The organism is Bradyrhizobium frederickii (assembly GCF_004570865.1).
In the GTDB taxonomy this organism is placed as follows: domain Bacteria; phylum Pseudomonadota; class Alphaproteobacteria; order Rhizobiales; family Xanthobacteraceae; genus Bradyrhizobium; species Bradyrhizobium frederickii.
In genome coordinates this window covers 133352-145212 of record NZ_SPQS01000019.1, presented here as the reverse complement: position 1 = coordinate 145212, position 11861 = coordinate 133352, and the positions used below count along the sequence as shown (strand labels likewise).

The 11861-nt window shown below is 64.4% G+C and carries 10 protein-coding genes and 1 pseudogene; 9 read left to right on the top strand and 2 right to left on the bottom strand.

The window, feature by feature from the left end:
• Window positions 1–46 precede the first annotated feature (46 nt).
• From E4K64_RS28710 to E4K64_RS28700, 3 genes are all read left to right on the top strand, one after another.
• Window positions 47–1810, top strand: coding sequence for a flavin-containing monooxygenase (locus E4K64_RS28710; RefSeq protein WP_135166479.1), 1764 nt, complete (start codon window positions 47–49; stop codon window positions 1808–1810).
• 126 nt (window positions 1811–1936) lie between these two features.
• Window positions 1937–2914 carry a peptidyl-alpha-hydroxyglycine alpha-amidating lyase family protein gene (locus E4K64_RS28705; protein WP_135166478.1) on the top strand — a complete coding sequence of 326 codons (978 nt, stop codon included), beginning with the start codon at window positions 1937–1939 and terminating at the stop codon, window positions 2912–2914.
• A gap of 213 nt (window positions 2915–3127) precedes the next feature.
• Complete coding sequence (locus E4K64_RS28700) at window positions 3128–3685, top strand: HNH endonuclease (protein WP_061880676.1); 558 nt, start codon at window positions 3128–3130, stop codon at window positions 3683–3685.
• An 18-nt stretch (window positions 3686–3703) separates the two neighbouring features.
• On the opposite strand, the gene E4K64_RS28695 is transcribed toward E4K64_RS28700, so the two are convergent.
• Window positions 3704–4585, bottom strand: a complete 882-nt coding sequence (locus tag E4K64_RS28695; RefSeq protein WP_135166477.1) for a DMT family transporter — start codon at window positions 4583–4585, stop codon at window positions 3704–3706.
• Window positions 4586–4734: 149 nt separating this feature from the next.
• On the opposite strand from E4K64_RS28695, the gene E4K64_RS28690 reads away from it, so the two are divergent.
• Window positions 4735–4956 (top strand): dodecin, encoded by a 222-nt coding sequence (locus E4K64_RS28690; protein WP_126259356.1) that lies wholly within the window; start codon window positions 4735–4737, stop codon window positions 4954–4956.
• A 6-nt stretch (window positions 4957–4962) separates the two neighbouring features.
• Here the strand turns inward: E4K64_RS28690 and E4K64_RS28685 are convergent.
• Window positions 4963–5409 (bottom strand): annotated as a pseudogene (locus E4K64_RS28685) (autotransporter outer membrane beta-barrel domain-containing protein); the annotation flags it as partial.
• 280 nt (window positions 5410–5689) lie between these two features.
• On the opposite strand from E4K64_RS28685, the gene E4K64_RS28680 reads away from it, so the two are divergent.
• The 5 genes from E4K64_RS28680 (at window position 5690) to E4K64_RS28660 (ending at window position 11762) form a co-directional block, all read left to right on the top strand.
• Window positions 5690–6733 (top strand): helix-turn-helix domain-containing protein, encoded by a 1044-nt coding sequence (locus E4K64_RS28680; RefSeq protein WP_135166476.1) that lies wholly within the window; start codon window positions 5690–5692, stop codon window positions 6731–6733.
• Window positions 6734–7036: 303 nt separating this feature from the next.
• Complete coding sequence (locus E4K64_RS28675) at window positions 7037–8164, top strand: TRAP transporter substrate-binding protein (protein WP_057029011.1); 1128 nt, start codon at window positions 7037–7039, stop codon at window positions 8162–8164.
• 115 nt (window positions 8165–8279) lie between these two features.
• Window positions 8280–8882 carry a TRAP transporter small permease subunit gene (locus E4K64_RS28670; protein ID WP_135166475.1) on the top strand — a complete coding sequence of 201 codons (603 nt, stop codon included), beginning with the start codon at window positions 8280–8282 and terminating at the stop codon, window positions 8880–8882.
• Complete coding sequence (locus tag E4K64_RS28665) at window positions 8879–10228, top strand: TRAP transporter large permease (protein ID WP_135166474.1); 1350 nt, start codon at window positions 8879–8881, stop codon at window positions 10226–10228. Before E4K64_RS28670 ends, E4K64_RS28665 begins: the two co-directional genes overlap by 4 nt.
• Before the next feature lie 31 nt (window positions 10229–10259).
• Window positions 10260–11762, top strand: coding sequence for an amidase (locus tag E4K64_RS28660; protein ID WP_135166473.1), 1503 nt, complete (start codon window positions 10260–10262; stop codon window positions 11760–11762).
• Window positions 11763–11861: the final 99 nt, after the last annotated feature.

The window sequence follows — 11861 nt, the reverse complement described above, 5'->3', positions numbered from 1 at the left end:
AGCTTCGACCAGAGGAAACGCCGCGAAGACGGCCACGAGGTCGCGCATGCTGGACAGGACCAAGGATATTGCCGCATCCGCGCAAGGCTGGCTCGACGCGTTCGAGCAAACGCTGAGCAAGCCCGAGCCCGCCGCGCTGGACCATCTCTTCCTCGCCGACAGCTTCTGGCGCGACGTGCTGGCGCTGAGCTGGAACCTGCAAACGCTCGCCGGCCGCGACACGATTGCCCATGCGCTGGCCGCACTCGCGCCCAAGGCGGCACCGGCCAGTTTCAAGATCGCGCCCAACCGCGCACCGCCGCGCTGGGTCACGCGCGCCGGCTGCAACTGCGTTGAGGCGATCTTCGATTTCGAAACGGCAATCGGGCGCGGCAGCGGTATCGTCCGGCTCGCACCCGAGGGCACCGACGACGACGGTCTGAAGGCCTGGACGCTGCTGACCGCGCTCGACGAGCTCAAGGGATTCGAGGAGCAGCTCGGCACCTCGCGCCCGCGCGGCCAGGCCTATTCGCGCGATTTCCGCGGACCGAACTGGCTCGATTTGCGCAACGCCTCGCGCGACTATGCCGACCGCGATCCGGCCGTGCTGGTGGTCGGCGGCGGCCAGGCCGGACTTGCGGTCGCAGCGCGATTGAAGCAGTTGCAGGTCGACACGCTGATCGTCGACCGCGAAATGCGGATCGGCGACAATTGGCGCAAGCGCTATCATGCGCTGACGCTGCACAACCAGGTGCAGGTCAATCATCTGCCCTACATGCCGTTTCCGCCGAGCTGGCCGACCTATATTCCCAAGGACAAGCTCGCCAACTGGTTCGAGGCTTACGTCGATGCGATGGAGCTGAATTTCTGGACCGGCACCGCGTTCGAAGGTGGCTCCTATGACGAGACGAAGCGATGCTGGGCGGTGACACTGCGGCGCGCCGACGGCAGCGAGCGGACCATGCATCCGCGCCATGTCGTCATGGCAACCGGCGTCAGCGGGATCGCCAACATTCCGGACATTCCGAGCCTCGCCAATTTCAGGGGGACGCTGGTGCATTCCAGCAATTACCAGGACGGCGAGACCTGGACCGGCAAGCGCGCGATCGTCATCGGCACCGGCAACAGCGGTCACGACATCGCGCAGGATCTGTATTCCAGCGGCGCCGAGGTGACGCTGGTGCAGCGCTCGCCCACACTGGTCACCAATATCGAGCCGTCGGCACAGCTCGCTTATGCGATCTACAATGAAGGCACGCTCGAGGACAACGACCTGATCGCGGCCTCGATGCCGACGCCGCTCGCGAAGAAGACGCATGTCATGCTGACCGAGCAGTCGAAGCAGCTCGACAAGGAGCTGCTCGACGGCCTTGCCCGCGTCGGCTTCAAGCTCGACTTCGGCGAGGCCGGCACCGGCTGGCAATTCAAATACCTCACCCGCGGCGGCGGCTATTATTTCAACGTCGGCTGCTCCAACCTGATCGTCGAGGGCAAGGTCAAGCTCAGGCAGTTCGCCGACATCGAGAGCTTCGTCGCCGAAGGCGCCCGGATGAAGGACGGCTCGACCATTGCGGCCGATCTCATCGTGCTCTCCACCGGCTACAAATCGCAGGACTATCTGGTGCGAAAGCTGTTCGGCGATGCCGTGGCCGACCGCGTCGGCCCGATCTGGGGCTTTGGCGACGGTCTTGAGCTGCGCAACATGTATGCGCGCACCAGGCAGGCCGGTCTCTGGTTCATCGCCGGCAGCCTGGCGCAGTGCCGGATCAACTCGAAATATCTGGCGCTCCAGATCAAGGCGATCGAGGAAGGGATTTTGGGACGGACGTAAACCTAGTGGTCATTCCGGGGCGCGCGTAGCGCGAGCCCGGAATCCCTCCAACCACGAAATGCGCCGCACAATGGATTCCGGGCTCACGCTACGCGTGCCCCGGAATGACAGAAGGAGAGACCACCCATGCCAGCCATTCTCGGCAGCGGCGAGCACCGCTATCGCGTCGTCGAAAACTTCGCAAAGCTCCCGGACGGCTGGCAGCTCACCGACGTCGCCTCGGTCGCGGTCGACAGCCGCGACCAGATCTACGTCTTCAATCGCGGCGCCCATCCGATGGTGGTGTTGGACCGCGAGGGCAATTTCCTCCGCAGCTTTGGCGAAGGCCTGTTCTCGCGCGCGCACGGCCTCCACATCGATGCCGACGACAATCTCTATTGCACCGATGACGGCGACCACACCGTGCGCAAATGCACCACCGACGGCAAGGTGCTGCTGACGATCGGCATTCCCGAGAAGCCGTCGCCGTTCATGAGCGGCGAGCCGTTCCACCGCTGCACGCACACCGCGCTGTCGCCGAAGGGCGAGATCTACGTCTCCGACGGCTATGGCAATGCTCGCGTGCACAAGTTCACGCCGGACGGCAAGCTCATCAAGAGCTGGGGCGAGCCTGGCACCGATCCCGGCCAATTCAACATCGTGCACAATATCGCCACCGATGCCGACGGCTGGGTCTACGTCGCCGACCGCGAGAACCACCGCGTCCAGGTGTTCGATGGCGAGGGCAAGTACGAGACGCAGTGGAACAACCTCCACCGTCCCTGCGCGCTATGCTGCTGCGGCGGGGCGCAGAGCCCGACCTTCGTGATCGGCGAGCTCGGCCCCGGCTTAGCCGTCAACCGCAAGGTGCCCAATCTCGGCCCGCGGCTGTCGATCGTGGACGCCAGGGGCAACCGTATCGCACGGCTCGGCGGCGAGGCGGGGCCGGGCGTCGCCAGCGGCAAATTCCTGGCGCCGCACGGCATCGCGCTGGATTCGCAGGGCGACATCTATGTCGGGGAGGTCGGCGTCACCGACTGGAAGACGAGCTTTCCGGACGCGGAAATGCCGGCCGTGGTGCGCGCAACGCGATGCTTGCAGAAGCTGGAGCGGGTACGGGAGTAGCTGCTACGGCACGCCGCGCCCCCGCGGACAAAGCCGGTTCCGCCCGCCGCGTGCTCTCCCCAAATCGCGGCGTTTTGAGCGCTTTTGCCACCCCGGCGCCGCATTGCTTGCGCCTGAATAAGTCGCTCAACGGGCTTCACAATCCCGTCACGCTGCATGTAGTATGTCAACACATGCTGCTTCGCAGCGTATATTGGAGGCCGGGAGCGTTACTTGAACGCACATGTCTCGCAAGGCAGTTGGCCGGTGTTGGTGCTGAATGCGGACTTCCGGCCGCTGAGCTACTACCCGCTGTCTCTTTGGTCGTGGCAGGACGCGATCAAGGCGGTGTTTCTCGACCGCGTCAACATCGTCGCTCACTACGATCAGGCGGTCCACAGTCCCACGCTGCAAATGCAGCTGCCGAGCGTCGTCTCGCTCAAATCCTTCGTCAAGCCGACCACCCATCCGGCCTTCACCCGTTTCAACGTCTTCCTGCGCGATCGTTTCGCCTGCCAATATTGCGGCTCGCCCGAGGACCTCACCTTCGATCACATCATCCCGCGCAGCAAAGGCGGCCAGACCACCTGGGAGAACGTGGTCGCGGCATGCTCGCCCTGCAACTTACGCAAGGGCAACCTGACGCCGGCGCAAGCCAGGATGTTTCCGCGCCAGAACGCGTTCGCGCCCACCGTGCATCAGCTGCACCGCAACGGCCGCCTGTTTCCGCCGAACTATCTGCACGACAGCTGGCTGGACTATCTCTACTGGGATACGGAGCTGGATCCGTAAGGGGGGCGAGGTCTCGCCTCATCCCCGCTGCAAGGCAAGCGTCACGCCGCCGAGCGTGAGCGCCATTGCTGTCCATTCGCGATAGCCCAGCGGCTCGCCGAGAATGATGGCGGCGGAGACCACGCCGATCACGGGCACGATCAGCATGCCGGTCGAGGCCGTCGTCGGTGGCAGCCGGCGCAGCGTCTCGAACCAGGTGACGTAGCAGACGCCCATCGGCACCAATGTCATGTAGACGAAGCAGCCGAGCCCCAGCGGGGTGATCGCGGTGACGTCGGGACGCTCGAACGCGACGCCGAGAACCAGCATCGTGGCGCAACCGAGCCCGACCTGCCAGGCGACGACGACCAAGGGCGGCATCGGCAAGGGCTTGCGGTTGAGCACGTTGCCGAGCGCGAACAGGATGGCGCAGAGCATTGCAAGGGCAATTCCAACCAGCTTGTCGGCGCTGAACGCAAAACCACTACCGCTCAGGAGCAGCGTGACGCCGGCAACGCCAAGGACCAGCCCGAAAATATCCCTTGCGGTTGGCCGCGTATGCAGCACCGGCCAGGCGAACAGCATCGCCCAGATCGGCATCGTGTAGGCGAGCAGAGCGCCCTCGCTCACCGTCACATATTTCATTGCGACCGTGCCGAGCCCCATCCAGGCAAAGACATTGGTGAAGGTCGCGAACGCCAGCCGTGGGATGGCCTCGCGCGGGACGGCAAACGACTCCTTCCGGCTCAGCACCAGAGTACCGAGAATCAGCGAGGCGCAGACGCCCGCAAGCCCGCGCGCGAACAGGGGTGGCCATTGCTGCAGCAGCAGCTTCATCAGCGGCCAGTTCAAAGCCCAGCCGAACGCCGTCACGCCGAGGCAGAGAGAGCCGATCGTCCTGTCGCGGCGCGCCGAATCCATGGCTAGCGCTTAGCAGGCGGACGCCGGCTGCTCCACCTCGGCCGGCGCATGCAAGCCATGGCGCAGGGCGGAACTGGACCGCCTGGCGCTCGTTCACATGGGAGCACAACGCGACCGCGCGTGCCGCAGCGCAACCGAGGGAGGCCATCATGCCTGCAGATGAGAAAGACCACGTCTACAAGATCCTGGACCTCGTCGGCTCGTCCGAAACCTCGATCGAGGACGCGATCAAGAATGCGATCGGCCGCGCGTCGAAGACCATTCGCGAGATGAAATGGTTCGAGGTGGTGCAGACCCGCGGCCACATCGAGAACGGAGCCGTGCGCCACTACCAGGTGACGCTGCGCGTCGGCTTCACGCTGGAGGGATGACGGCGCTCACCAGCCGTAGCGAACGCTACCCTTGCCGGCGTAGCTGCGGGTAACGCTGGAGAACTCGCCTTCGAAGGTGGCCGCCGTCGACCAGCCGTTCGTCCATCTCATCTCGACCGAAGCCGTGGCGAGCGCGGCGTCGCGCGCCTGCGCTGCGCCGTTGACGACGAAGCTTGCGAGCGGCAACGCCTGAAAGGTTGCGGCGGCCGAGCGATCGGGGGTGAAATCATGCGCCCAGGCGACGCGGCCGCGCAGGACCAACGCACCGCCCTGCATCGCAAAGGACCTGTCGGTACGCAGGCCGAGCTCGCTGCGGCTGTCGGTCACGCTTTTCGCGGCGTAGCTCAAGGCGAATGCCGACGAGCCGGAGACGACTTGCTCGGCATAGCCAGGGAGGTCGAGCGTCGTCAACTGCATCGCGCCGTAGGGTGTAAGGCCGATTCCGCCGAGCCATTCCGACGGCGCGCCCCCGCATGACGCGCTCGCATTCCAGCAACGGGAGAGTCTCTAACAGGATGGCAGGCCGGACGATGTGCCCGGTGTCTCAGCGAGACAAAATCCATGCGGATCTCGCATGCGTTGCATGACTCCACCAGCGCGATCCGACTCGCTCTTGCTTGCGCACTGATTTCCGAATGGCTACATGCAGAGCCGAGATCGGCTTGCCGCCGATCTCGGGAAATCAATTGCGTGCGGTCTTTCCGCATCGTGAGGGGATGTGGACGACACAGCCTTGACCGGGAGCATGGCGGCCGACATTCCCGGGCGCGGTCCGGAGGCCCTCGCGCGGCTGCGGGCCATGACGGCCGACATCTGCGAGGTCGTCCCGCGTACCGCGGAGAACGATTTCCATGTCACCACGGTGACATGGATGACCCGCAACGCCTTGCTGATCGACACGCGGGCCTCCGACCAGGACTATGACCGCACGCCCGCGCACGTCGCCCGCGGCGTCATGGATCATTTTCAGATCACCCTCTGCGTCGAGGGCGAGATGCAGTTCAGCTCGGGCCGGCGCGAGGTCACGCTGCGGCCCGGCGACATCGTTCTCATCGACATGGCGCAACCGAACCGGACCGCGCTGCGCGCCGGCGGCGGCCGCACCCATCTGAGGACGATCGTCCTGCAGCGCGCGATGCTGGCGCCGCGGCTCGCATATCCGGATGCGGCGACGGCAACCCTGTTGCCGTCGGACCACCCTCATGCCCGCCTGCTTGCGAGCCACTATGCCGCGCTTGGCCTGCCGTCCGAGCCCGGAGCGGAAACCGGGATCGGCCATGCCGAGGCCACGGTCGAGGCGATCGCCGACCTCGTGGCGGCCGCGGCCGGCGGGACGGCCGAAATCGTCGCGGGCCTCGAACGCGCCGAGCGCCATCTTTACATCACGATGATCAAGCGCCACATCGCGAACAATCTCGAAACCGATGCGCTCGCCGCCGAAGAGCTCTGCCGCCATTTCCATATCTCGCGCGCGACCCTCTACCGGCTGTTCGAGGCCGAGGGCGGGCTTGCGCATTATGTGCGGGAGCAGCGGCTCAATCTCGCGTTTCGGCGATTGCTATCGCCATCCGCGCAGGACGGTCGTCTGATCGAGCTCGCCGTCGACATGCGCTTCAGCAGCGATTCCACCTTCATCCGCGCATTCCGCCGCAAGTTCGGCCTGACGCCGGGCGAATTGAGGGAATTGGCCGACACATGGCTGCGCGAGACCGGAGCGGTGCCGGCCATCGACACGGTGCTGCACCAGCTGGCCCGACGGCGCGCATCGCAGCCCTAATCTAGTCAGCCAACCCTTCCGTCCCGCCTACCGCGCTGCCAGCTTCTCTTCGGCGGTGCACGCAGCTTTCCCAAGTCTGTGAGAACGTCTGCATATTTGCTGCGCTGCGACACGCGACGATTGTGCGGCTTCTGCAAACCAAAAGCTCGCCGACATCCAAAATGCGACATCGCGCAGCTTGTCGGATGCCGACAATGCGTCCAGACTGTGATCAAAGTCGCTGGAATGCGGCATGCCCCCAGCGGTTAAAAGCGAAGCGCACCGAAACGCGTTCGAAGAACCAGGCCGCCAGGGAGGATGTCCATGACTGCAAAGTCTGAAAAGACCAGAACCACTCGTCGCAAATTCTTGCTGACCGCCGGCGCGGCCGGCGCTGCCACCATCGCCATGCCGCAAGTCAGCCGCGCGCAAACGGCGACCCTGAAGATGCAGGGCTCGTGGGGCAAGGCCGATGTCTTCAACGAGATGGCCGAAGACTATGTGAAGCGAGTCAACGAGATGGCCGGGGGCCGGCTCCGCATAGACTATCTGGTCGGCGGCTCGGTCGTGCATCCGTTCCAGGTGTTCGACGGCGTTCATGGCGGCCAGATCGACGCAGCACACACGGTGACGGTCTACTGGTACGGCAAACACAAGGCAGCATCGCTGTTCGGGACAGGTCCCGTGTTCGGCTTCAACGCCAACGAAGGCCTCGGCTGGATCCACAACGGCGGCGGCAAGGAGCTGTTTGAGGAGCTCCAGACCAAGATCATGAACGTCAACATCAAGAGCTTCTTCGCCATGCCGATGCCGACCCAGCCGCTCGGCTGGTTCAAGAAGCCCATCACCAGCGACGCGGATCTCAAGGGCTTGAAGTATCGCACGGTGGGCCTTGCCGCCGATCTCTTCCAGGCGATGGGTGCATCCGTCGCTCAGCTCCCCGGCGGCGAGATCGTGCCTGCGATGGAGCGCGGCGTGATCGACGGGTTCGAGTTCAACAATCCGACCTCGGACCGGCGCTTCGGCGCACAGGATGTCGCCAAGAACTATATGATGGGCAGCCACCATCAGGCGACGGAATATTTCGAGATCATGTTCAACCGGACCAAATTCAACGCGTTGCCGAAGGAACAGCAGGCGATCCTGCAATACGCCGCCGAAGCCGTGTCCTCCGCCAACGAATGGAAGGCCATGGACTATTATTCGAAGGACCTGCAGGAGCTGATCAACAAGGACAAGGTCAACGTCCAGCGGACGCCGAAGTCGGTGTTCGACGCGCAGATCAAGGCGTGGGACGGTCTAATCGCCCAGCTCGGCTCGGATCCGTTCATGAAGAAGGTGATGGACTCGCAGAAGGAATGGGTGCGCCGCGTGGTTTACTACAACATGAACAACGCGACCGACTACCGCGGCGCCTTCGAGCATCACTTCCCGGGCGTGCTCAAGGTGTGACGGCTGTCGCGGCGCATCGCGTGAAGCCGTATCGTGAGGGGCGGCGCATTGAAGCGCCGCCCGCGAGTTGGGAGGGGGACGTCCGGATGTACTGCGCGCAGCGAGTTCAGCTCGCATGACGAAATTCCTGTTCTTCATCGACGCGCTCAGCACGTGGGTCGGCAAGGCGTTCGCCTGGCTGATTCTCGTCCTTACACTGGGCGTCAGTTACGAGGTATTCGTGCGCTACGTGCTGCGTGCGCCGACCACCTGGGCTTTCGACATCAGCTACATCACCTATGGCGCGATGTTCCTGATGGCCGGCGCGTATACCCTCTCGCGCAACGGCCATGTGCGTGCCGACGTGGTCTACCGCCTCTGGTCGCCGCGCACCCAGGCGACGATGGACCTCGTCCTGTATATCCTGTTCTTCCTGCCGGCGATCGCCGCGCTGATGTATTCGGGCTGGAACTACGCCCAGATGTCGGTCCGCTTCCGCGAAGTCAGCATCTTCAGTCCGGCCGGCGTGCCGGTGTTTCCGCTGAAGGCGCTGATCCCTCTCACCGGTTTCCTTCTGTTTCTGCAAGGGGTCGCTGAGGTCATTCGCTGTGTGCTGTGCATCCGCACCGGCCGATGGCCGCAACGCTTGCACGACGTGGAAGAGACCGAGAGCCTCGTCATCCGCGAACATCAGCAGCACGCGGCTGAGCCGCAGGGTGGGAAGGGACCAGGCGCATGACCGATCCTCAACTCGGCATGCTGATGCTGGGCCTATTCATCTTCATCATCATGCTCGGCTTCCCGATCGCGTTCACGCTGATGGCGATGGGCGTCTCGTTCGGCTATTATGCCTACTACACCCCCGGTCAGGACTTCTTCCAGAACCGCATCTTCACGCTTCTGGTGCAGAAGACGTTCGAGGTCACATCCAGCGATGTGCTGGTTGCGGTTCCGCTGTTCCTGTTCATGGGCTATCTGATCGAGCGCGCAAACATTCTCGACCGCCTGTTCTACTCGCTGCAATTGTCGATGAAGAACGTGCCGGGCGCGCTGGCGGTGGCAACGCTGATCACCTGCGCGATGTTCGCGACCGCGACCGGCATCGTCGGCGCGGTTGTCACGCTGATGGGCCTGCTGGCCTTGCCGGCGATGCTGCGCGCCGGTTACGACGTCAAGCTGTCGGCAGGCGTCGTCTGCGCCGGCGGCTGCCTCGGCATCCTGATTCCGCCGAGCATTCTCCTGATCGTCTATGCGGCGACCGCCGGCGTTTCGGCGGTCAAGCTTTATGCGGCCGCGTTCTTGCCGGGGTTCCTGCTGGCTGGGCTCTACGTCCTCTATGCCATGGCGCGCGCGATCATCAATCCTGCGTTGGCGCCGAAGCTGCCGCCCGAGCAGACCAACGTGCCGCTCAGCACGGTAATCTGGGCGCTCGCCACATCGTTCCTGCCGCTGGCGCTACTGATCGTTTCGGTGCTCGGCGCGATCCTGTTCGGCCTGGCGACGCCATCCGAGGCGGCCGCGGTGGGCGCCCTCATGAGCATCGTTCTGGCCGCCGCCTATCGTTCGCTCAACTTCACGATGATGCGCGAATCGGTCTATCTGACCGTGCGTGCCACCGCGATGGTCTGTTACCTGTTCATCGGGTCGTGGACGTTCTCCGCGGTGTTTGCCGTCCTCGGCGGACAGACCGTGGTCGAGCAGTTCTTCGCCGCGCTGAACCTGTCGCCTATCGGCTTCCTGCTGTTGACCCAGGTGATCATCTTCCTGCTCGGCTGGCCGCTGGAATGGACCGAGATCATCATCATCTTCGTGCCGATCTTCCTGCCGCTGCTGCCGCAATACGGCATCGATCCGATCTTCTTCGGCATCCTGGTGGCACTGAACACGCAGACGGCGTTCAATACGCCGCCGGTCGCGATGGCGGCCTTCTATCTGAAGGGCGTGGCGCCGCCTCAGGTGAAGCTGACCGACATCTTCTCCGGCGCGCTTCCCTTCGTTGGCCTGGTCTTCCTCACCATGGCACTGGTCTACATCTTCCCGGGGATCGCATTGTGGTTGCCCGCCTATCTCTATGGATCGCGATGAGCGCGCCCGGCAAACCGCCGAAAGGCCGCGCATGAGTCTCAGCGCGCTCGGCCTCATGGAGGCTGCGGCCGGCATCCGCGACGGCCAACTCAGTTCGGCGGAGCTCGTCGGCGACTGCCTCAAGCGCATCGATGAGGTCGATCGCGATATCCAGGCATGGGCGTTTCTCGATCGCGACCACGCGATGCGGCAGGCCGAGGCTGCTGACGATCGTCGCAAGCAGGGCCAGGCTGTAGGCCCGCTGCATGGCGTGCCCGTGGGCATCAAGGACATCTTCGACACCGGCGACATGCCGACGGAATTCGGATCAGAGCTGTGGGCCGGACGCACGCCGCGGCGCGATGCGGCGGCCGTGGCGCGTCTGCGGGCGGCCGGCGCCGTGATCCTCGGCAAGACGGTGACCACCGAGTACGCGTACTACAATCCCGGCAAGACCCGAAATCCGCACGACGCGGATCGCACACCCGGCGGATCGTCCTCCGGCTCCGCCGCGGCCGTCGCGGCGCTGATGGTGCCAGGTGCTGTCGGCTCGCAGACCAACGGCTCGGTGATCCGTCCTGCCGCCTTCTGCGGCGTGGTCGGTTTCAAGCCCTCGCATGGCCTCATTCCGCGCAGCGGCGCGCTCGAATTGTCGCGCACACTCGACCATGTCGGCGTGTTCGGGCGCAGCGTGGAGGACGTGGCCCTGCTGTCCGAGGTCATGGTCGACTTCGACCGGGAGGATTTGGACACGCGGCCTGTTGCGCGCCCGCCATTCTCTGCGGTAGCGGCGAGCGAGCCGCCGTTGCCGCCGCGATTTGCCTTCGTGCGCTCTCCGGTCTGGGATCAGGCCGAGCCGGTGACCCGTGAGGCCTTTGCTGAGCTCGTCGAGGCTTTGGGCGAGGCGTGCAGCGAAGTCGAGCTTGGGCCGAGCTTCGATAGAGCCGTCGATATGCACCGTATCATCATGGAAGTTGATATGGCGCACAATCTGCGGCGCGACTACCAGCGAGGCGGCGACAAGCTGAGCACGCCTCTACGCCAGGCGATCGAGCGCGGCCGCACGCATCTCGCGGTGGATTATTGCAGCGCTCTGGCCGGGATTGCGCCGCTCAACCAGGCTCTGGACCACATTTTCGACGAATACGACGCCGTCCTGACGCCTGCGGCGCCGGGTGCGGCGCCCGGCATTGAAACGACCGGCAACCCGGTTTTCTGCACGCTCTGGACCTATCTCGGCGTACCCGCCATCAGCCTGCCATTGATGCGTTCGGAAGCCGGCCTTCCGCTGGGCGTCCAGCTCGTCGGCCGCCGCGGCAACGATGCCCGCCTCTTGCGCACGGCGTGCTGGCTCGTCAAGAATACGGGCGCACTCGTGGCAGCGCTCGGCGCAACGTCCCAAGCGCCGGGACGAACTCGGCTCCCTACGCGGAGAAAAGGAAAGTGCGATGACCAATCTGATCACCGGACTCATCGGCCTCGCGCTTATGATGACATTTCTTGGGTTTCTGGTGGTTTGGATCAAGGCCATTCCGCTCATCGTCATTGTGGTTAGCGTGGTGATCCTGGCGGTGGTCGATTTCATCCATTCACTGCGGACGACGAACGGCCCGCCCCGCTGAGCGCCGGCGTAAAATCCTCCTCGCGCGGCACC